The following is a 19,928-nucleotide window of genomic DNA, read 5'->3' as shown; positions in this document are numbered from 1 at the left end:
AAAAGCCCGCCGAAGCGGGCCTGGAGGGCGGAAGGATCTACTTCCAGCGGTTTTCGATTTCCTTGTACTTCCCGTTTTTCATGATCGCTTCCAGCCCTTGGCCAAACTTGGCGGCGAATTTGGCGCCGTCGGGGTTGGCCTTGGTAAAGGCGATATACAGCTCTGGCTCGGCCGTCATCCCGACTGCTTTGAACTTGCCGGCGAATTCGGGTTTGTGCTTGTCGAACACGGCATTGGCGACCTTCTCATATGCCACCGCGTACTGAACTCGGCCGGCCGCCAGCTTGCGAAAGCCCAGAACATCCTGATTGTTGACGCTGCGCTTGATCCTGGGGTTGGTATCGAATTCCTCGCCGTATTCGTAGCCATTGGTGACGGCGACTTCCCTCCCTTCCAGATCCTTGACGCCGAGATTCGACTGGGTCGAGTTGGCGAGCGCATAGATATTGATCCGGGCCTTGAACATCGCGGGTTTGTGCCAGACGTAGTCGTTCTCCAGCGTGCTGTTGCGTGCTGCATCGAAGCAGCCGGTCACTTTGCCGCTTTTGGCCTGCTCCATACAGCGGGCGTAGGGCATCACTTCGAACCTGACGTCTACCCCGGCGGCTTTGAAGGCTTCGCGGACAATGTCCACGGCCATGCCCTTGGCCTCAGTACCCACTTTGCCGCAGTAGGGGTGCCAATCATCTTCCGCTGCAATCGTCACTGTCTCGGCCCAGGCGGACGAGGCCAGCAGCAGCATCAACAGGCCATACTTCATGGCGTACTCCATTTGGGTGATGAAAAAACCTGCACCCAGAGAAATAGCCCATCAGCGATGAAAATCCCAGGTCTAAATTAGAAAAAATGAATATTTTTGGATGGGCTTGACGGCGGTACGATGGCGGACCGTTCCGCCCGGCCGGAACGCCTCGAAGATTGCCCTGCTCGCCGAGCGTCAGCGGGATGGACCGGAAGGAGCAGCTCGGTGCAATCCGATATCGCGCTGCCAGGGGTTGCCGCGTCGACGTCCCCCCGGAATTGAGTAGCACGGGGATTTGGAGTCCAATCCCAGCAAGAAGGAAGCGACATAAGCTGTGAACAGTTCGAACGAATAGAGCTGCTACTGGAGCGAGCTCGAAAACGGGCCAAGCCCCCACCCTTGACCTCTACGAAGTGTGGTGGGGGACGTTGTACCTGTTGAGGTTCTACCCCGTTTCCACGGACGGTTTGAAAAGGGCTGAAAACTTGGCCAACTCGCGTTTGAGGCAGGCACGCTCCTCATTCCTCGGGCTCCCCGTTCCAGGAAAGGCTTTCTCTGTGCCTGGTTGTGCCTCTCCAATCCAGCGGGTAAGCAGGTTGAGAGCAATACCCATCTCTAGAGCCACCTGTCGGCAGCTTGCGCCTGAACGACGGACCAGCTCGATGGCTTCCCGCTTGAATTCGGTACTGTATTTCTTGCGCTTGGACGTGAACACTCCTTCAGCTCGATGTGAGCTTACTCGAAAGTGTCCAGGCTAACGGGGTAGAACCCGGGTTGGGTGCTTGGTCCAAAGAATTCTTTTTCGATTAGACAGGGAGTCGAGCTGAGCTGCTTCAGCTAGGGGTAGGAGATGCATTACGCTTAGGCGGTGTTTTGCTTGCGCGTAGGACATGATCAACAGCGAGCTATAGATGGCATGCCCGGCAAGACAAAAAGAAAAAGCCCTGAAGAATCAGGGCTTTTTCTCGAATAGTGGCGGAAAGGGGGGGATTCGAACCCCCGATAGGCTATTAACCTATACACGCTTTCCAGGCGTGCGACTTAAACCACTCATCCACCTTTCCGTAAGGGCGCGAATAATAGCCGACATCCTGGGATGTGGCAAGCGTTCCTTGTCATTGCTTGCTGGAAAAATACTTGGGCGCCCAAACATGAGGCTTGAACTTTTTGCCCGTTGCCTTAATCTACCGACTGGTATCAATACGTTCAACTTTGAGGAGCGAACCATGCAACCCCAATGGCAAACCGCAACCCATGGCCAGGGTTATAGCGGCGATGTGGCGGAGAGCCGCAACAAGGTGCTACGCAACACCTATCTGATGCTGGCACTGACGATGATCCCGACGGCTCTTGGCGCCTGGGCCGGCACGGCGATGCAGTTCGCCATGCGTGGCTGGACCGGACTGATCGTCTTCCTGGTTGTCAGCTTCGGGATGTTCTATGCGATTTCCAAGACCAAGCACAGCCCACTCGGTGTGGTGCTGCTGCTGGCTTATACAGGCTTTATGGGTCTGTGGCTGTCGCAGATTCTGCAAGTCGCTCTCAAGTTCTCCAACGGTGCGCAACTGATCGGGCTGGCTGCGGCCGGCACAGGGACGATCTTCTTCACGCTGGCGACGCTCGCTACCGTGATCAAGAAGGACCTGTCGTTCATGAGCAAATTCCTGTTCGTGGGCGTGATCCTGCTGATGCTGACGGCCGTCGCCAATATCTTCCTTCAGTTGCCGGCCCTGTCGCTGGCGATCTCGGCGATTGCGGTGCTGATCTTCTCGGCCTACATCCTGTATGACGTGAGCCAGATCGTGAACGGCGGCGAAACCAACTATGTGTGGGCCACGTTGCAGCTCTACCTGGACATCTACAATGTCTTCACCTCCCTGCTCCATCTGCTGATGAGCCTCGGTGGTGAGCGCGACTAGCTCAGTCGGCGCGAAACAAGAAAGGCGGCCTAGGCCGCCTTTTTTCATGCTTGGGGTCGATCCGCTTATGGCTTGTCGAACAGGGCGATCGATTCGACATGGCCGGTATGCGGGAACATATTGACCACCCCGGCCGCTTCCATCCGATAGCCTTTGACATTGACCAGTACATTGGCGTCGCGCGCCAGCGTCGCCGGGTTGCACGACACATAGACGATACGACGCGGCGCGCTGTCGTCTTCGGCAATGCTCTTGACCAGCTCCATCGCCCCGTCGCGTGGCGGATCGATCAGCATGCGGTCAAAGCGGCCCAGCGCTGCGAGCTTCTCCGGCGTGATCTCGAATAGATTGGCCACCTGGAATTCGGTCCGCTCAGCCAGGCCATTGTGCTTTGCGCCTTCGCGTGCCCGCTGCACCAGGCCCTCGCTACCTTCCATCCCGAGCACCGTGGCGCCACGGCGGGCGATAGGCAGGGTGAAGTTGCCCAGGCCGCAGAACATATCGGCGATATGCTCGCCCGGCTGCGGGTCGAGCAGGCGGATTGCCCGGCTGACCAGCACCCGATTGATATGCGGATTGACCTGGGTGAACTCGGTCGGCTTGTACGGCATCACAATGCCGAATTCAGGCAGGCTGTAGCTCAGCGTGGGCGCATCGAGCGGGTAGAAGGGGTAGGCGGTATCGGGACCCTTGGGTTGCAGCCAGATCTGCACCGTATGCCGATCGGCGAATTGGCGCACCAGTGCCTCGTCGGCCTCGTTGAGCGGGTCCATGATGCGCAGCACCAGCACATCCACTGCATCGCCCAGCGCCAGCTCGATCTGCGGCATCCGCTCGCGGATCGACAGATTCATCACCAGCTCACGCATCGCCGGCAGCATGGCCGAGATCTTGGCGGGCAGGATCTCGCAGCTCTGCATATCGGCGATATAGCTCGAGCGTTTTTCATGAAAGCCGACCAGCACCGTGCCTTTCTTGGCCACATAACGCGCCGACAGCCGGGCGCGGTGGCGGTAGCCCCAGGTGGGGCCATGGATGGCCGACAGGATCGAATCCGGTTTGACATTGCCGATCCGGCTCAGATTGTCTTCGAGCACCCGCTGCTTGACCGCGACCTGGGCCCGGGCATCGACATGCTGCATCGAGCAGCCGCCGCAGACGCCGAAATGGCGGCAGCGTGGCGTGACGCGCAGATAGCTTTCCTTGAGGATGGCCACTGCCTGGGCGTTCTCGAAGTTCGGTTTCTTGCGGTAGCTCGAATATTCGACGGTTTCAAACGGCAGGGCGCCGTCGATAAAGATGGTCTTGCCGCCTACATGGGCGACGCCATGCCCTTCGAAGTCGAGCGATTCGACCAGGGCCTGCGGATTGCGGTGCTGAGTCATGCGGGATCGGGAACGAGGCAAAACCCCGGATTATAACCGCTTGTCCCAACAGGAAAAATTTCCTTGCTGCCTCTGGTCGGGCCGTCAGGGCGGCAAAAGGCGGTCGATGTGAATTTGTACTCAAGCATTGCTTTTGCGGAAAGTAAAAATAGCGTAATATCAGCGGCTTATGCTTGCCGTCGCGTAAGCAGAGCATGTCGCCATGGTGGCGATATGGGCCGGAGCGGAGCACGAAGCATGGCTGTCTTATCCGTGGCCGGTGGTTGTCTCGTTGAAATATGGCAAGGGTTGCAACCGCCCGCGTACAGCTAACACGCCGTCCTCGATGGCGTCGATGCCGAAATCGAAAGGAGCATTGACCATGGCTTGGGTCATCTACCTGTTCCGGCGCTAAGTCATCAAGCGCCCCCACGAAAAGCCGCGCGGATTGCCTGCGCGGCTTTTTTGTCGTCCGTCGTCGCCGCGATCCTGCGCTCCGTCGCGCGGCGACTTGCGTCGCGGCAGCTGCGCTTGTAGCGTCAGCGCTTTCTTCCCACCGCAGAGACAAGCCATGCCACGCGAACTGCTGCAACACGCCATCCGGCTCGAATTTGAAAGCGACACCCTGGTCCACGCCAATCTGTCGGGCGCCGCCTGGGTACGCAACGATTTGTGGGTAGCAGGCGACGAAGCCTGCGGGCTGGACCGGCTGCGCCGGCTCGACCCGGTTGGTGACGAGAAGCTGCGTTTTGGCGATCCGGTCAATTTCCCGCTGGCCGACTATCTCGACCTGCCCGATGCCCACGATATCGAGGCCGATATCGAAGGGATCGACGTCCACGGCGGCTATCTGTGGCTGGTCGGCTCGCATGGCCTCAAACGGCGCAATCCCAAACCCGAACGCGATCAGGCTACCAATCTGAAACGGCTTGCAACCGTGAGCCACGACGGCAATCGCTATCTGTTGGCGCGTATTCCGCTGGTGGAGAAGGACGGCGTCACCAGCCTCGCCCGTCGGACCGATGACGGCCGGATCGCTGCCCGCCTGCGTGGCGACGACCGCCATAACGACCTGACCCGTGCCCTGTATAAAGACCCTCATCTGGGCGCTTTCCTCGATATTCCGGGCAAGGACAACGGTTTCGATATCGAAGGTCTGGCCGTGGACGAACAACGGGTGCTGCTCGGCCTGCGCGGCCCGGTATTGCGCGGTTGGGCCTGTCTGCTGGAACTCAATCCGATCGAGAAGAAAGGCTCGTTGCGGCTCGATGACGTAGCGGCCAGCGAGCGGCCTTACCGTAAGCATTTTCTGCGGGTGGGGGGCCTGGGGGTGCGCGACCTGCACTGGTATAACGGCGACCTGTATATGTTGGCCGGCCCGACCATGGTGCTCGATGGGGCGGTACGGGTCTATCGCTGGCACGATGCTGCCGCGCTGCTTGATTCGGCCGATGCCCGCGCCGATGCGCTGCTGTGGGACGAGCCACCCGAGCTGGTATTGGAGCTGCCCCACGGTATCGGCACTGACCGGGCCGAGGCGCTCACCCAGGTTCCGTCCGGCGTCTTTACCGACAAGCCGCACTGGCTGGTGCTGTACGACGCACCCGGAGCCGACCGCCAGCCTACGCCTTACACGGTGCTGGGCGACCTGCTGCGGCGCTGACGCTCCGTGCTCCAGGCGTCCGCCCCACTCGGACGCCCATTCCTTGCCAAGGCTTCTTCGTTGCGGAGAAGCCTTTTCCTTTGCGTCTGCCATAAGCAAACGCCGCCAAGCCGCGTCCGACGAGACAAGAAACAGACCGGGTCAGGTGATCAAGCAAGAGTTCAAGAATATTTCATTTGTTTATTAATGCCGCAGATATTCTTGTAGACAATTTTCCTGTTTTTTGTAAAATTTATCCCTCTACTTCAATTCTGTCGCGTCCCTGCGATTTGGCCCGATAAAGCGCTTCATCAGCCCGTTTAAGCAGGGTATCGAGGCTTTGATCGCGTTCGGTCCGCTCGGCCACGCCCATGCTGAAGCTGACCGTGTAGTCCGCCGGCAAGCCTTCGATCACTTCGGCCTGGAAGGCGCCGCGTAGCCGTTCGAACACATTGCGGCATGGGCCGGTATCGGTGCCGGGCATCACCAGCAGCCATTCCTCACCGCCGAAGCGGCCGAGCCGGTCGCCGCTGCGCAATTGGCCCTGGCAGGCATGGGCGAAGGCCAGCAGCACGCGGTCGCCCGTATCGTGGCCGTAGCTGTCGTTGATGCGCTTGAAGTAGTCAAGGTCGAGCACCGCCACCGAGAACGGTGTGCCCAGCTCGCGGCTCAGCGTCAACTGTCGCTTGGCATAAGCGAGGATATGCCGCCGATTGGGCGCGCCGGTCAGCTCGTCATGGAGGGCCAGATCGGCAAACCGGCGCTTGAGCACTACCTGGCGCCACAGCAGAAAGCCGACCACGCCGAGAATCACCAGGGTCGCCAGCAAGGCGGCACCCAGCGCGAAACGGCGGGCGTTGGATTCGTTGAGTTCCGCCTGCTGCAACTGCTGCTGGGAGCGCAGCAGGGCGTTTTCCGCTTCCTTGAGCTGGGTGTCGAACTTGAGCTTCATCTCCTCGGTGAGCTTGCGGTCGCTGCGCTCGATCTCGGCCTGATCGACCTCGCGCAGCCGCTGCATCTGGCGGTAGGCATCCTCGAAGCGGTTGAAATGGGCGTAGACCTCGGCGGCGGTCAGATGGAATTCCTGCCAGCGATCGGGCGTATCGAGCTGACCCAGCAGGGTACGGGTATCGTCGAGCACTGCCAGGGCGATCGGCTGGCCCTGCTGCGCCAGCACCTTGGCGCGCAGTAGCTGGACCACAAAGCGCATCGGCAGACTGCCGCTACGTTCGAATTCCTGCTGGGCGGCCTTGAGTTCGCTGAGCGCGTAGTCAAGTTGACCGCGCTCGGCCGCCACCCGGCCCAGCCGATAGCGGGCGTAGGCGATGCCCACGTTGTCGCGCAACTGCTGCGACCCGGCCAGCGCGCTGCGATAGTGGCGTTCGGCCTGATCGAGCTGGTTCAGCTCGTGATAGGTGACACCCATGTTGAAATCGAGTACCGATAGCGACAGGGCATCCCCAACGGTGGAGAGTTTGGTACGGGCGCGCTGGTAGTATTCGAGGGCGCGCTGGCGGTCTTGCAGATTGGAATAGGTATCGGCAATCGCTGCGAGGATGCTGCCGATATCGGGCTCGTTGCCGAGCTTGACGTAGAGGGCATGGGCGGCGAAGAACATGGCCAGTGCCTCGTTGGAGCGGCGCTGGCCTTCGAGCAGATAGCCCTTGCCTGAATAGGCGTCAGCGAGCAGTTCGTTATCTTGGCGCTGCTGCGCCAGCACGATGGCCCGCTCATAGAGTGCGGCCGCTTCCTTGTATTGGGCCGCCGCATTGAGCATGCCGGCCTTGATCACCCACAGCCGCCCCAGCGTCGCCTTGTCGTTGAGCGATTCGGCCAGGGCCAGCGCGCGTGCCAGGGTGTCGCCAAGCAGACGGTGTTCTTCAAGCAGGCCGTAACCGCGCGCCATCATCAGCAGACCGGCCAGCTCGTCTGTCCGGTTGCCGCGCTGGGCGGCCTGCTGCACCTTGATCTGGGCACGCTCGACAGCGCCGCGCGGATCGCGGGTGACCTCGCGCTCCGCCTCGTCGGCTGCCAGGCTGGACCATGCCAGCATCCATGCCAATGCCCATCCGACGGCCCGTCGCATAGCCTTTCCTTGCCGATGCTCCCAAAGCCCGTTATCGACTTTTTTGACGGTCTGCGCAATCGGCAGTGCTGGGGTGGCGGATCCGGGGACTGGTTGGGAGAGGCTCGGGGGGGCGAAGCGGCGGAGAGATAAAAATAAAATATCCTGCAAAACCTTTGCAAGACATATTTCTGAAATTAAAAGAAAACTAAAATATTCGAGCTAATAGTACCCGTCCGTACCGATCAGAAGCTGTAGGCCGACAACCCGCTCCAATGCGACCAGATACGCCGGGCGCGGGTACGGGCTTCGGTCAGGGCTTCGATCTCCAGATCGTAGGCGACCTGCCAGCGTGCCGATTCGGACGCCTGGCCGCGTTCGCCCAGCAGCTCGGCCATATCGCGGAAGACCAGACTGCGCACCGTGGTATTGGCCTCGCGTACCCGGTCGAGCTTGGCGCAGGCTTCGCGCAGCAGCACCAGCGCTTCGTCGGGACGGCCTTCGGCCCGCGCCAGTGCCCCTTCGGCCCAGTCGCAGTGGGCATATTCCGACGGCGCCCGCGCATGCAGCCGCGACTCGGCCAGCAACAGCCGGGCACGGTCGAAATCGCGCAGTTCGATAAACAGCTCGGTGGCATTGATCAGCACGGCCTGGGCCGCCATCGGTTCGAGCCGGGCGCGCGGCAGCAGCACTTCGAGCAGGGCCTGGGCTTCGCTGCGGCGGGCCAGGCGCAGCAGCGAAGAAATCCGGTGCGACTGCACGATGACATGGAGCGGATGGTGCGGGTAGGGCGCCAGAATCGGCTCGGCTTCGGACGAGAAATGCAGTGCCAGCGAATATTCTTCGAGCGGCAACAGCAGCGGCTGCACATTGACGCAGACGATGGCGCGGGCAAAGCCTTTGAGCTCGGGCTGTTCGGTCAGCTTGAACAGCCGGCCGAACTGGGTCAGTGCCTCGTCGATACGGCCGGCATAGATGGCGCAGACAGCGAGGCCATGATAGACAAAGAAGGCGTCGGGATCGGCCGGATCGGCCTGGAACGACGGTTGTAGCGCCTCGAACCACGACAGCGCCTCGGCCCGGCGCGCCTCGCGCAGCAAGGCGATCGGCTCGCCGAGCCGGGCCAGCCGGGCACCACGGCTATCGCCGCAGGCATTGAGGCTGGCCAGGGCGTCGGCAAATACCCGCCGGGTATCGGCCGCCGCCTGGAAACGGTAACCCGCCAGACCTTGCACCAGCCGTGCCCAGCCGTGCAGGGCCGGCGCATCGACGGCGACTGCCCGGCCGGCCAGCTCGGCCGCCGACAGGAAACTGCCGCGTGGATCGGCCAGATGGTTCAACCAACAGCGGTTCAGCGCCGCCAGCAGATCGGCGGGACCGGGGCAGTCGATGGGACGCATCGCAGGCTCATGGACAATTTTCGGATTGTCTAGTTTACCTGTATAGACAGTGATGCACCCATCGGTTTATGACAATTGACTCATTTTGAAAATTGCGATATGGCGCGCCTTAATTGGCCAGCTTGATCAACTGATTGGCGCTGAAGCTGGTGGTCGAAGGCGGCTGGCCGGTGGTGATATAAGTGCCAGCCAGATTGCTGCCGTTGAACACCAGCCGCGAACCGAGCGTTGGAGTCAGCAGCGAGATACCGGTAAAGGTATAGGTGCTAGGGTTGTAGCTACCGGTAAACAGGTTATAGGTATAGGTCTTGTCGGGGTTGATGGTGACGTCGAACTGGATCGGTAGGATCCCGCCCGATAGCGACAAGGTCAGATAGACCAGAAAAGCACTGTTGGCGGCAGTCTTCTGCCAGACGCCATCGTAGGTGCTGCCGACATAGGCATAAAGCAGATTGGCGTTGAAGGGCTGACTGACGCCATTGATCACGCTGGTCCCGCTCAAGTTGGTATTGCTGCTGTAGTTGGCGGTCAGCGTGTCATTTTCGTTGGCGACCGAGCGCACGCTGATGCCGGTGCTGGTGGCCAATCCGACCCAGACGGTCAGCGGGCTATAAGTCTGCGGGACCTGTAGGGCGACCACGATGCCGTTGTTGACGTCCTGCATCAGGACAAAGTAGTCGTTACCGGCCATCCATAGGCCGTTGCCGCTGGCGTTGGCGCGGGGAGACCAGGCCAGGGCCGAGCAAAGCAGTACAAGAGAGAGCAGCAGTCGTAGAAAAGAGAAGGTGGGGTGGGCCAGACGGTGGGTAAGGGTCATGGGGATTCTCCTGGGAGTGGCGAGGCGTGACCTGGTCGCCGGCTGCCCGACCGGGTCGACGTTTTCAGCATAGCAGCCACCTTTCTACCGTTGGTCCTTCGGTCTTTTTGCCAAGAATACCCATTTCGGCTGAGTTGTTGATAATAATTATCATTAACGGTAGAGTCGGCCGTGTCCTTTCGTTCGCTGCCGACCGTCATGTACCCAGGTCAAGAAACCGTCTCCCCTGTCTTGCGCGACGCCTTTATCCACCACCGCCGTGCCTTGGTCGATGCCGCTGCCCGTATCGTTGGTTGCCGCTGGCGGGCCGAGGAGCTGACCCAGGATGCCTTTATCAAACTTAGCGAACTCGATATGGCGCAGCCGATCGAGCGGCCACTGCACTATCTGTTCCGGATGGTGCGCAACCATGCGATCGACAGTGCCCGCCGCGCCGCGCTTGAGTCGCGTTACCACGAGCCAGGTGATGAAGAGGAAATCGCCCGGCTGACCGGTCCGTGGCCCTCGCCGGAAAACCGGCTGATCCAGCGCGAAACCCTGGCGATGCTGGAGCGCGCGCTCAACCGCCTGCCCGAGCGTACCCGCCATGCTTTTGCCTTGCATCGGATCGATGGCGAAACCCAGAAATCGGTGGCCGCGCAGCTGGGGGTGTCGCCGACCTTGGTGAATTTCATGATCCGCGATGCCCATCTCCAGTGTCAGACGGCATTGGCTTGCTACGAATCTGGTATGAGTAAATAGAACAGGTCTGTTATGTGCTAGACCTGGCTTCTATGTGAAAGAAAACAAAAGAAATGGGCCAGTCATCTGACTGGCCCATCTGCTTTTCCACTACCGTTTGTCCAGCAGTCGCCGGGAGGACATTGAGTTCTGCCCGGCACGGCACTGGCTTACTTACACATCGGTACAACCGGGTTGTTGCTGCCGGTGTCGACGAAGCCGTCGCTGATCCACTGGCCGTTGCTCAGGCGGTTCCAGATATTGGTCTGTTGCCACATGCCCGTCACCCAGTCGCCCAGCTTGTAGCAGCTGATCTGCACGGTGGTGCCGTCGCGCACGGTGCCGAGGATAGAGGCATTCAGGCTCGGGGCGCTGCGCAGATTGACCAGCATATTGCTGCTGTTCGAGCGCACGATGCCAGGCTTGGTGCTCGGCGACGGCGTGGGCGTCGGGGTCGGCGTCGGGGTGGTGGTGCTGCCGCCACCGTAGTTGTACACCGCGTAGCCCGGGTAGACACGGGTGCTGCCACGGCTGGCGTAACCGGCGTAGGGCTGGCTGCCTTCGGTGAACTGCCAGCCACCGATCACCTTGCCATGCACCGGCACGGCCTGGCCATTCATGCTGAGCGAGAAGTGGACGTGGGCGCCGGTGGACGAGCCGCCGCAGGGCAGGGCGTTGCCGATGGTGCCGAGGTAGGTGCCTTTGCGCACCAGCGTGCCGTCGGCGATGTTCGGCAGGTTGATCATATGGTAGTAGCGGGTGGTGTAGCCGTTGTCGTGCACCAGTTGCACGATCGCGCTGCCGCTGTTGATACAGCTCTTGTAGATACGGCCATCGCGCGGGGCCAGCACCTGGCCGTTGCCACCCGAGAAGTCGATCGAGTCGAACGGACGGCTGCTGCCGCTGTTGCCGTGCGGGCCACCGCCCATATACCAGGACACCCCTTCAGCCCAGGGCAGGCTCAGGCCGGTTTGCGTGCCGCCGGTGTCGGCCATCACGTTTTGCGCCTGATTGGCCATCTGAGCGGCGACGGCGCTCTGGTTCTTGAACATGGCCTTTTCTTCGGCGCTGACCACATCGGCCGGGGCGGCGTTGGTCAGGATGCCGAACAGCTGTTCGCCTTCAAGGGCGATTTCCCAGCTCTGGCCGGTCCAGAAAGCGACGAACAGCCGCGAGACGGGTACATCGTCTTTGCCGTCTTCGATCTTACGGGTGACGGTACCCAGTACCCAATTCTTATCCTTGTTGATCTTGCTGACGTCGATGACGTTGGCTTCGTCGGCGTGGGCATCGGCGAAGCCTTGTTTAGCAGCTCTCACCTGCGGCGCGACCCGGTCGAGGGCCTGGCTGGCAGCCTGCTCCAGACCCGGAACGGTTTCGGCGGACGGGGCAGCTTGGGCGGCGCCGGCAAACAGGCTGGCGATCAGAACGGCTTGAAGCGAGATACGGCTGGACGACATGGACATTTAAATCTCCTGACGCTGTCAACAGGAACGCTGCTAATAAATGATTGCAGCATAATCTAGGGCCGGTGAACTAGAGCATTGACTCAGATCCGGCGGTTTTGCCGGTGTTTGAATTGCTCATATGTGCAAGATACATGACCTACGCATATTTGTATGCAAATAACATTGAGATTTTCCGGTTCAACTTTGTACGAAAGTGCTGCTTTTTCAGGCTGGCTGCGGTTTTGCGGCAAGAAACAATCGGTGCGGAAGGAGGCGTTTAGTGAAAAATCACGAAATTTTCCTGCCCAAAATCGGTCGGGCAGCACAGAAGCAGTCGCTTGCTTGGTCAAGGAAAAGGGAAAAACCGGACTCGGATCGGGCTGAGGTGGGTCGTCAGAGGGCGGTACAAGCGCGCTAAAGCGGACAGGGCGCGCCGAAATGGCGCGGCAGAGCTAGGGAAAGCGGCGAAGTTTGATGCCAGACAGCTGGTCTGCCAGCCCAACCGGCAAGGCCTGGCGTGTCAGGGACATGGCTGGCTGAAACCTCGCTTCGACTGGACCGGAATGACGCTTTTCGCACTGCAACATCCCTTCTACAATCGCAAGCCATGCATGCATACCTGCCTCCCTACCATCCTTCCCGCTGGCTTGTCGGCGGACATATCGAGACTATCTATCCAGCCCTGGCCTTGCGCCCGGCTGGTCTGGCCTATCGACGTGAAATCTGGGAGACGCCCGACGGCGATCAGGTCGCGGTCGATTGGCTGGACGGCCCGCGCGATGCGCCTTTGGTGGTGCAGCTACATGGACTCGAAGGCAGCTCGGCCAGCCACTATGCGCTGGCCTTGATGCATTCGGTGCGGGCGCGTCGCTGGCGCGGCGTGGTGCCGCACTTCCGGGGTTGCGGCGGCCTGCCCAACCGACGGCCGCGGGCTTATCACGCCGGCGATACCGAAGAGATCGCCTGGTATCTGCAAACCCTACGCAGCCGTCATGACGGGCCTATCGTGGTGGCGGGCGTGTCGCTGGGCGGGAATGTGCTGCTCAAGTGGCTGGGCGAGAATGGACCGGCGGCCAGTCAGTTGATCGTGGCCGCAGCGGCGGTGTCGGCGCCGCTCGATCTGCAAGCGGCCGGCAGCGTACTGGGCAGCGGTTTCAACAAGCATGTCTATACCCGTGCTTTTCTCAATACGCTGCGCCCCAAGACGCTTGGCCAGCTCGGCCGTTTCGGGCCGGAGCTGGCGCAGCTGGGTGTCTCGGCCACCAAGGTGGCGGGCGCCCGTACGCTGCGTGAATTCGATCAGCATGTGACGGCACCGCTCCATGGTTTCCATGGGGTGGACGATTATTGGCAACGCGCCAGCGCCAAGCCCTGGCTGTCGCGTATTGCCCTGCCTACGCTGGTACTCAATGCCCGCAACGATCCGTTTCTGCCTGCCAGTGCCCTGCCCGGTGCTGCCGAGGTCAGTGATTTCGTGACCCTGCTGCAGCCCGAGCGCGGTGGTCATGTCGGTTTCGCCGAAGGTCAGTTCCCCGGCCGCATCGACTGGCTGCCGCGCTGTCTGATGGCGTTCTTCGGTGCCCAGCTCGATGGGCTCGCTATGCCCTAGGCCCTGTCCAGGCGCTTATTGATAAGGAGATTTGCAAGGTGAGCCAGATTTCCCCCGCTATCTTCAAGGCCTACGATATCCGTGGCGTGGTCGGCAAGACGCTGACGGTCGAGGCGATGTTCCGGATTGGCCGAGCCATCGCCAGCGAGGCCCTGGCGCGCAAGCAGCCGCGCGTGGTACTGGGGCGCGATGGCCGCCTGTCGAGCCCGCTGCTGGCCGAGGCACTGGCCGATGGCCTGCGTGCCAGTGGGGTGGCGGTGATCGACCTGGGGCTGGTGGCAACACCGCTGGTCTGGTTCGCCGCGCATCATCTCCAGACCGGTTCTGGCGTCATGCTGACCGGCAGCCATAATCCGCCCGACTACAACGGGGTCAAGATCATGCTGGGCGGCGAGACGTTGGCCGGTGAGGCGATCCAGCAGCTCTATGCCCGCTGCCGCAGCGGCGAATTCGCCGAGCGCGACGGTTCCTACGATACGGTCGATATCCGCGAAGCCTACTACCAGCGCATCGTCGGCGACCTGACCCTGGCGCGGCGTCTGAGTGTGGTGGTCGATGCCGGCAACGGCGCGGCCGGGATGGTCGCGCCGCAGCTCTACCGCCGGCTCGGTTGCCGCGTGCGCGGGCTGTTCTGCGAAGTCGATGGTCGCTTTCCCAACCACCATCCCGACCCGGCCAAACCGGACAATCTGCGCGACCTGGCCCAGGCGGTCGCCATGACCGATGCCGAGCTGGGTCTGGCTTTCGACGGCGATGGCGACCGGCTGGGCGTGATCGACCGCGAAGGCAATATCGTGTTTCCCGACCGTCTATTGATGCTGTTTGCCGCCGATGCGCTCAGCCGCAATCCGGGCGGCAAGGTGGTGTTCGATGTCAAGTCGACCCGGCTGCTGGCGCCATGGATCAAGGAACACAAAGGCAAGCCCATCATGGCTCGCACCGGCCACAGCTATATGAAGGCCAAGATCAAGGATTGCGGCGCTCTGGTGGGCGGCGAGCTGTCGGGCCATCTGTTCTTTGCCGAACGCTGGTATGGCTTTGACGACGGCATCTATGCCGGTGCGCGTCTGTTGGAAATCCTGTCCCAGGTCGATGACCCGACTGCCGTCCTCAACGCCCTGCCGCATACCGAAGCAACGCCCGAGCTGCAACTGCCGATCGGCGAAGGCGAGGGGCCGGCGCTGATCGAGAAAATCCGCGCCGCCGCTGATTTCGGTCCCGGCGCTGAAATCAGCAATATCGACGGCATCCGGGTCGATTTCGGCGATGGATTCGGCCTGGTGCGCGCGTCCAACACCACCCCCGTGCTGGTGCTGCGCTTCGAGGGTGACGACCGCGCGGCGCTGGAACGCATCCAGGACCGCTTCCGCCATCTGCTGCGGCGTACCGTGAGCGACGAGCTGCCCTTCTGAGCCACCTATATCGACGTCCTTGCCTTGCTTCGGCCGTTTCTGCCTGTCCGGCGTGAGCCTGGACATCCGGTAGACGAAATGTTGCTGGGTCTGCGATCGGGCGCGGGAGGGGAAAGGGAAGTGCTGGTGCACTGCCCGTTGGGTCGGCGTTGCCGCCAAGCCTGGTTGCTGGCTGCGACCTGTGCCTTGAGGTCGGGACACGCCGACTCCGAATTCACGGTGAATGGGTTGGATGTCTCGGGTAGGGATTTATTTTCGTTTGCATGCCGCTATGTGTCTTGCAGACAGATTTCCTGAAATTTTCATATCGGCCCGATCAGCCCATCACTCCAAGTCTGTAGGCAAATCAATGTCGCGCAGCACTCCGGCATCCTCGACCGGGACTTCGGTCACCGGATAGCTCAGCAACAGACTGCGTGCGCCATGGTCGCCTTCGAGCTTGAGCAGGTCGGCCCGGCAATCACGGCTGAAACCGACCGGATGGCCGCGTCGGTCCTGGTAGACCGGAGCAGCGATGGTGGCGCCCATCGCTAGCGTATCGGCCACCTTGTGGCAGCTATCGATGCTGACCCAGGGCATATCGGCCGGCAGCACCAGCCAGCCGGCGGCGGCGCTGCTGGCCATCACGCCCGCTGCGATGCTGTGCCCCATGCCAAGTCGGGCACTGGGGCAAGGCAGCACGATGCAGCCCTGGATCGCCAAGACCGCGCCCAGACCATCGGCCCAGGGCGCGTCGTCGATCGAGGGAATCAGCGCGATCACCCGATCGACGCTGGCCGCCAGCGCGCGGGCGCTGGCGACGCAGACCGGGTCGCCGTTAGCCATTTGTGCCAGCAGTTTGCAATGCCCCCAATCGGCACGGTCGCGCTCGCTTTCGACGGCGGCGGCGCTGAAGCGGCTGCCGCGGCCGGCGGCGAGCAGCAGGCCGACCAGGGGCGGATGACCGGCGGTATTCATCGACGGGGTCCGATTCGATGGCTCATCAAGCACGCTCCTTGTCGGGGCGGGGAGGAAGGGCTGGCGCCGACGGCGCTGCGCAACAGGGCATCCGGACCGAACAGGATCGGCGCCCAGCCTCTTTCAGGCTGCACAGGCCGGTCCCATGCCGCAGGCGACAGGTTCGGGCGGACTGTCTGCCGGAAGCGGCGGTGGAAGCTGACGCACTTCCACCCCATTCTTGACCGCCACCATCTCGGCCAACACCGCCACCGCGATTTCGGCTGGACTGCGACTGCCAAGGTAGAGGCCGACCGGGCCGTGCAGCCGGTCGATTTCCTGCGGGGCCAGATCGAACAGCGCCAGCCGCTCGCGCCGCAGCGCGCTATGGCGGCGCGAGCCGAGGGCGCCGACATAGAAGGCCGGCGATTTGAGCGCTTCGAGCAAGGCCATATCGTCGAGCTTGGGATCATGGCTCAGGGCCACGATGGCGGTGCGCGGGTCGGGGCTGATCGCGCTGACGGCATCGTCGGGCATGCCGTCGATCCAGCGGCCAAGTCCGGTCGGCCAATCGACGCGATAACCGGGGCGCGGATCGCAGACCAGCACCTCGAAACCGACCGGTTGTGCCATCTGCGCCAGCAATTGCGACAACTGGCCGGCGCCGATCAGCAGCAGGCGCCAATGCGGACCGAACGGACAGTGCAGCCGCTCGCCATCGTAGACCGGCCGCTCGCCACGGCGACCCGGACTCAACGTCACCCGGCCGCTGGCCAGCTCGACCGTGCGGGTGACGAGCTGGCGCTGGCTGATCCGGGTCAGCAGCGGAGTGAGCCAGGATGCCTCGTGCAATGGCTCGATCAGCACCCGCAGCGTACCGCCGCAGGGCAGGCGAAAGCGGAAGGCCTGCTCGCTCGATACGCCATAGCGCACCGTCTCGGGCCGTTCGGGCCATTCGCCGGCGCGGATGCGGCGGATCAGATCGTCCTCGATGCAGCCTCCCGATACGGAACCGGCGACTGCGCCATCGTCGCGCACGGCCAGCAGCGCCCCCGGTGGTCGCGGCGAAGAGCCCCAGGTTTCGATCACGCTGACCAGCCAGACCCGATGCCCGGTATCGAGCCAGTCGCGTACCCGGGTCAGCACGCTGAATTCGGGATCTTCCATCAGGCCGACCTCGTCTTGAGCGGCAGCACAGTGGGCCAGCGGCCCTCGATATGGGCCAGCGCATTGGCCACCGCCGGCCCGATCGGTGGCACGCCCGGCTCGCCGACGCCACTGGGCGGGCGGTCCGACGGCAGGATATGCACTTCGATCCGGGGCATCTCGTTGATGCGCAGCACCGGATAGTCATGGAAATTCGATTGCTGCACCCGGCCGCCTTCGAGCGTTACCGCGCCGTGCAAGATGGCAGCCAGGCCATAGCCAATGCCGCCTTCCAGCTGGGCGCGGATCACATCGGGGTTGACCGCGATGCCGCAATCGACGGCACAGACCACCCGCTCGACCTTGAGACTGCCATCGCGCGCCAACGCCACTTCGGCCACCTGGGCGACCACCGTGCCGAACGATTCATGGACTGCCACGCCACGGCCGCGCCGCAGGCCACGCGGGCCCTTTTGCTGGAACGGCCGCTGCCAGCCGGCCCGCTCGGCCGCCAGTTTGAGCACGGCGGCATGGCGCGGATGCTGGTCGAGCAGGGCCAGCCGGTAGGCGACCGGGTCCTGCCTGGCGGCGCGGGCGGCCTGGTCGATCATCACTTCGGTCGAATAGGCGGTATGGGTGTGGCCGACCGAACGCCACCATTGCACCGGCACCTGGTTCTGGGTGCTGTGGAGTTCGACTTGCAGATGGGGCACCTGATAAGCCAGATTGGCCGCTCCCTCGACCGAGGTCGAATCGATGCCGTTCTTGACGCCGAAGGCTTCGAACGGCGTGCCGGTCATGATCGACTGGCCGACGATACGCTGGCGCCAGGCCAGCGGCCGGCCGTGCTCATCGAGCGTGACGCTGACCCGATGCAGATAGAGCGGCCGATACCAGCCGGCGCGCAGATCGTCTTCGCGGGTCCATACCATCTTGATCGGGCCGCGATGGCGGGCTGCCCGGGCGATCGATACCGCTTCGAGCACATAGTCGGCGGCCGGGTTGGCGCGGCGACCGAAGCTGCCGCCGGCGTACAGCATATTGAGCTTGACCTGCTGCGGTTTGAGGCCGAGCAGCTTGGCCACGGCTGCCTGGTCGCCGGTCTGCATCTGTTCGCCGTTCCAGATTTCGCAACCGTCGGGGCGCAGATGGACCACACAGTTGAGCGGCTCCATCGCTGCATGGGCCAGAAACGGAAACACGAAATCCGCTTCCAGCACCCGACCGCCGCGATTGAGGATGGCATCGGCGTCGCCCAGACGACGGGCCACGGCGCCTGGCTGGCTGGCCAGTCCACGGTAGCTGGCCAGCAGCTCGGCGCTGCCTTCGGACATGGCGGCGCTTTCATCCCAATCGAGCTTGAGCGCATCGCGGCCGGTTTTGGCGCTCCAGAAATCGCGGCCGAGGACGGCCACGCCATGGTCGAACCGCACCACTTCGACCACACCAGGCAGTTTCGCGGCCGCCTGACTGTCGATACCGCGCAAGCGGGCACCGAAGCGCGGCGGATGAGCCACCACGGCGGTCAGCATGTCGAGCAGTTGGACATCCTGGGTAAAGCGGGCGCGGCCGGTGGTTTTGTCGCGGCTGTCGAGGCGCGGCACATGACGGCCGATCAGACGGAATTCGCCCGGTGATTTGAGTTTGACCTGAGTGGGTACGGGCTGCCTGGCGGCGGCTTCGACCAGCTCGCCGAAACCGGCCCGATGACCGGCCCGATGGCTCAGGACGCCACGCTCGACCCGGATCTCGGCCGCGGGCACACCCCAGCGCTCGGCCGCGGCGTTGACCAGCATGAGCCGGGCGCTGGCGCCCGCTTCACGTAATTGCTTCCAGGAATTGGCCAGCGAGGACGAACCGCCCGTGCCCTGGCTGCCGCCCCAGAACAGATTCTGGTAGCGGGCCGCATCGGCCGCAGCGCCCTCGACCTGGACCTGCGACCAGTCGGCATCGAGTTCTTCGGCCACCAGGGTGGCCAGCCCGGTATGGCTGCCCTGGCCCATTTCCAGATGCTTGGCGATCACGGTGACGCGGCCGTTGCTGTCGATGCGGACAAATGCATTGGGCTCAAGCGGGGCGAGACTGGCGGCGTCTGCCCGACGACCGGGCAGGAACAGACCTAGCGTCAGCATGGCCGCGCCGGTCGAGGCGATCTTGAGCAGATCGCGGCGGCTCAGTTCGGGATTCATGCGCGCCGCCCCCGCAGTTGTTTGGCTGCTTCATGGATGGCGGCCCGAATGCGCGGGTAGGTGGCGCAGCGACAGATATTGCCGCCCATGGCCGCGTCGATCTCGGCGTCGCTGGGGCGTTGATTGCGGCTGAGCAGGGCAGCCGCCGACATGATCTGGCCCGACTGGCAGTAGCCGCACTGCACCACATCGAGTTTCTGCCAGGCCGCCTGCACGGCTTGGGTGGCCCGACCCTCGGCGCCTTCGATGGTGACGACCTTGGCCTTGCCGACGGCCGAGAGCGGAATGCTGCAACTGCGGTTGGGCTGGCCATCGAGCCAGACGGTACAGGCACCGCATAGCGCCATGCCGCAGCCGTATTTGGTGCCGGTCAGTTGGAGATGGTCGCGCAATACCCACAGTAAGGGCGTATCGGCGGCGGCGTCTACCTGATGCGCGCGGCCGTTGACATGGATTTCGTACACCGATTCGTCTCCCCGAGCGAATGGCGGCCGGCCTCCCGGCGACGCCAGCTATCAG

The 19,928-nt window shown here is 62.7% G+C and carries 16 protein-coding genes, 1 tRNA gene and 1 pseudogene; 5 read left to right on the top strand and 13 right to left on the bottom strand.

Translation table 11 applies throughout. From position 1 onward, the window contains the following. Positions 1-37 precede the first annotated feature (37 nt). From ACFOW7_RS07855 to ACFOW7_RS07845, 3 genes and pseudogenes are all read right to left on the bottom strand, one after another. Entirely contained in the window at positions 38-760 is a 723-nt protein-coding gene (locus ACFOW7_RS07855) for a substrate-binding periplasmic protein (protein WP_378162848.1), read from the bottom strand. A gap of 466 nt (positions 761-1,226) precedes the next feature. Further along, positions 1,227-1,457 (bottom strand): annotated as a pseudogene (locus ACFOW7_RS07850) (transposase); the annotation flags it as partial. Positions 1,458-1,715: 258 nt separating this feature from the next. Then, positions 1,716-1,806, bottom strand: a tRNA-Ser gene (locus tag ACFOW7_RS07845). Positions 1,807-1,968: 162 nt separating this feature from the next. Between ACFOW7_RS07845 and ACFOW7_RS07840 the strand changes: the two genes are divergently transcribed. Then, a complete protein-coding gene (locus ACFOW7_RS07840) occupies positions 1,969-2,661 on the top strand; it encodes a Bax inhibitor-1/YccA family protein (RefSeq protein WP_378162846.1) in 693 nt (230 codons plus the stop codon). Positions 2,662-2,726: 65 nt separating this feature from the next. On the opposite strand, the gene rlmD is transcribed toward ACFOW7_RS07840, so the two are convergent. Both rlmD and ACFOW7_RS07830 read right to left on the bottom strand, forming a co-directional pair. Continuing rightward, on the bottom strand, positions 2,727-4,046 hold the full coding sequence (gene rlmD, locus ACFOW7_RS07835) for a 23S rRNA (uracil(1939)-C(5))-methyltransferase RlmD (protein ID WP_378162844.1): 1,320 nt from the start codon (positions 4,044-4,046) through the stop codon (positions 2,727-2,729). Positions 4,047-4,292: 246 nt separating this feature from the next. Continuing rightward, positions 4,293-4,421, bottom strand: coding sequence for a hypothetical protein (locus tag ACFOW7_RS07830; RefSeq protein WP_378162842.1), 129 nt, complete (start codon positions 4,419-4,421; stop codon positions 4,293-4,295). A 175-nt stretch (positions 4,422-4,596) separates the two neighbouring features. Here ACFOW7_RS07830 and ACFOW7_RS07825 point away from each other — a divergent pair, with 175 nt between their 5' ends. Continuing rightward, on the top strand, positions 4,597-5,688 hold the full coding sequence (locus ACFOW7_RS07825; RefSeq protein ID WP_378162840.1) for a DUF3616 domain-containing protein: 1,092 nt from the start codon (positions 4,597-4,599) through the stop codon (positions 5,686-5,688). Between the two features lie 232 nt (positions 5,689-5,920). Here the strand turns inward: ACFOW7_RS07825 and ACFOW7_RS07820 are convergent, their stop codons facing one another. The 3 genes from ACFOW7_RS07820 to ACFOW7_RS07810 all read right to left on the bottom strand — a co-directional run bounded on the left by ACFOW7_RS07820 (position 5,921) and on the right by ACFOW7_RS07810 (position 9,949). Then, positions 5,921-7,720, bottom strand: coding sequence for a diguanylate cyclase (locus tag ACFOW7_RS07820; protein WP_378162838.1), 1,800 nt, complete (start codon positions 7,718-7,720; stop codon positions 5,921-5,923). Positions 7,721-7,977: 257 nt separating this feature from the next. Continuing rightward, positions 7,978-9,132: a hypothetical protein gene (locus ACFOW7_RS07815; protein WP_378162835.1), complete on the bottom strand. Its 1,155-nt coding sequence runs from the start codon at positions 9,130-9,132 to the stop codon at positions 7,978-7,980. Positions 9,133-9,241: 109 nt separating this feature from the next. After that, positions 9,242-9,949, bottom strand: coding sequence for a hypothetical protein (locus ACFOW7_RS07810; protein WP_378162833.1), 708 nt, complete (start codon positions 9,947-9,949; stop codon positions 9,242-9,244). A gap of 198 nt (positions 9,950-10,147) precedes the next feature. On the opposite strand from ACFOW7_RS07810, the gene ACFOW7_RS07805 reads away from it, so the two are divergent. Continuing rightward, positions 10,148-10,690 (top strand): RNA polymerase factor sigma-70, encoded by a 543-nt coding sequence (locus ACFOW7_RS07805; protein WP_378162831.1) that lies wholly within the window; start codon positions 10,148-10,150, stop codon positions 10,688-10,690. A gap of 149 nt (positions 10,691-10,839) precedes the next feature. On the opposite strand, the gene ACFOW7_RS07800 is transcribed toward ACFOW7_RS07805, so the two are convergent. Beyond that, positions 10,840-12,135, bottom strand: a complete 1,296-nt coding sequence (locus ACFOW7_RS07800) for a peptidoglycan DD-metalloendopeptidase family protein (RefSeq protein WP_378162829.1) — start codon at positions 12,133-12,135, stop codon at positions 10,840-10,842. A 589-nt stretch (positions 12,136-12,724) separates the two neighbouring features. Between ACFOW7_RS07800 and ACFOW7_RS07795 the strand changes: the two genes are divergently transcribed. Together ACFOW7_RS07795 and ACFOW7_RS07790 are read left to right on the top strand one after the other, a co-directional pair. Further along, positions 12,725-13,726 carry a YheT family hydrolase gene (locus ACFOW7_RS07795; RefSeq protein ID WP_378162827.1) on the top strand — a complete coding sequence of 334 codons (1,002 nt, stop codon included), beginning with the start codon at positions 12,725-12,727 and terminating at the stop codon, positions 13,724-13,726. A gap of 38 nt (positions 13,727-13,764) precedes the next feature. Continuing rightward, positions 13,765-15,138 carry a phosphomannomutase/phosphoglucomutase gene (locus ACFOW7_RS07790; RefSeq protein WP_378162825.1) on the top strand — a complete coding sequence of 458 codons (1,374 nt, stop codon included), beginning with the start codon at positions 13,765-13,767 and terminating at the stop codon, positions 15,136-15,138. A gap of 324 nt (positions 15,139-15,462) precedes the next feature. Here the strand turns inward: ACFOW7_RS07790 and ACFOW7_RS07785 are convergent, their stop codons facing one another. From ACFOW7_RS07785 to ACFOW7_RS07770, 4 genes are all read right to left on the bottom strand, one after another. Then, on the bottom strand, positions 15,463-16,095 hold the full coding sequence (locus tag ACFOW7_RS07785; RefSeq protein WP_378162823.1) for a nucleotidyltransferase family protein: 633 nt from the start codon (positions 16,093-16,095) through the stop codon (positions 15,463-15,465). 123 nt (positions 16,096-16,218) lie between these two features. Then, positions 16,219-17,241: an XdhC family protein gene (locus ACFOW7_RS07780; RefSeq protein ID WP_378162821.1), complete on the bottom strand. Its 1,023-nt coding sequence runs from the start codon at positions 17,239-17,241 to the stop codon at positions 16,219-16,221. After that, a complete protein-coding gene (locus ACFOW7_RS07775) occupies positions 17,241-19,409 on the bottom strand; it encodes a xanthine dehydrogenase family protein molybdopterin-binding subunit (protein ID WP_378162819.1) in 2,169 nt (722 codons plus the stop codon). The genes ACFOW7_RS07780 and ACFOW7_RS07775 overlap by 1 nt, the downstream gene beginning before the upstream one ends. Next, a complete protein-coding gene (locus ACFOW7_RS07770; RefSeq protein ID WP_378162817.1) occupies positions 19,406-19,873 on the bottom strand; it encodes a (2Fe-2S)-binding protein in 468 nt (155 codons plus the stop codon). The genes ACFOW7_RS07775 and ACFOW7_RS07770 overlap by 4 nt, the downstream gene beginning before the upstream one ends. Positions 19,874-19,928: the final 55 nt, after the last annotated feature.

The sequence above is a fragment of the Chitinimonas lacunae genome (genome assembly GCF_042650885.1).
GTDB classification, from domain to species: domain Bacteria; phylum Pseudomonadota; class Gammaproteobacteria; order Burkholderiales; family Chitinimonadaceae; genus Chitinimonas_A; species Chitinimonas_A lacunae.
Note: the sequence above shows the minus strand (reverse complement) of the source record. Positions and strands in the feature narration are given on the sequence as shown.

What these genes read in the sequence shown, in the direction of transcription:
- ACFOW7_RS07810 (WP_378162833.1), bottom strand. Translation starts at nt 9,949, where the DNA reads ATGACCCTTACCCACCGTCTGGCCCACCCCACCTTCTCTTTTCTACGA.
- ACFOW7_RS07815 (WP_378162835.1), bottom strand. Translation starts at nt 9,132, where the DNA reads ATGCGTCCCATCGACTGCCCCGGTCCCGCCGATCTGCTGGCGGCGCTG.
- ACFOW7_RS07830 (WP_378162842.1), bottom strand. Translation starts at nt 4,421, where the DNA reads ATGACCCAAGCCATGGTCAATGCTCCTTTCGATTTCGGCATCGACGCC.
- ACFOW7_RS07780 (WP_378162821.1), bottom strand. Translation starts at nt 17,241, where the DNA reads ATGGAAGATCCCGAATTCAGCGTGCTGACCCGGGTACGCGACTGGCTC.
- ACFOW7_RS07775 (WP_378162819.1), bottom strand. Translation starts at nt 19,409, where the DNA reads ATGAATCCCGAACTGAGCCGCCGCGATCTGCTCAAGATCGCCTCGACC.
- ACFOW7_RS07785 (WP_378162823.1), bottom strand. Translation starts at nt 16,095, where the DNA reads ATGAATACCGCCGGTCATCCGCCCCTGGTCGGCCTGCTGCTCGCCGCC.
- ACFOW7_RS07795 (WP_378162827.1), top strand. Translation starts at nt 12,725, where the DNA reads ATGCATGCATACCTGCCTCCCTACCATCCTTCCCGCTGGCTTGTCGGC.
- ACFOW7_RS07820 (WP_378162838.1), bottom strand. Translation starts at nt 7,720, where the DNA reads ATGCTGGCATGGTCCAGCCTGGCAGCCGACGAGGCGGAGCGCGAGGTC.
- rlmD (WP_378162844.1), bottom strand. Translation starts at nt 4,046, where the DNA reads ATGACTCAGCACCGCAATCCGCAGGCCCTGGTCGAATCGCTCGACTTC.
- ACFOW7_RS07855 (WP_378162848.1), bottom strand. Translation starts at nt 760, where the DNA reads ATGAAGTATGGCCTGTTGATGCTGCTGCTGGCCTCGTCCGCCTGGGCC.
- ACFOW7_RS07800 (WP_378162829.1), bottom strand. Translation starts at nt 12,135, where the DNA reads ATGTCCATGTCGTCCAGCCGTATCTCGCTTCAAGCCGTTCTGATCGCC.
- ACFOW7_RS07805 (WP_378162831.1), top strand. Translation starts at nt 10,148, where the DNA reads ATGTACCCAGGTCAAGAAACCGTCTCCCCTGTCTTGCGCGACGCCTTT.
- ACFOW7_RS07840 (WP_378162846.1), top strand. Translation starts at nt 1,969, where the DNA reads ATGCAACCCCAATGGCAAACCGCAACCCATGGCCAGGGTTATAGCGGC.
- ACFOW7_RS07825 (WP_378162840.1), top strand. Translation starts at nt 4,597, where the DNA reads ATGCCACGCGAACTGCTGCAACACGCCATCCGGCTCGAATTTGAAAGC.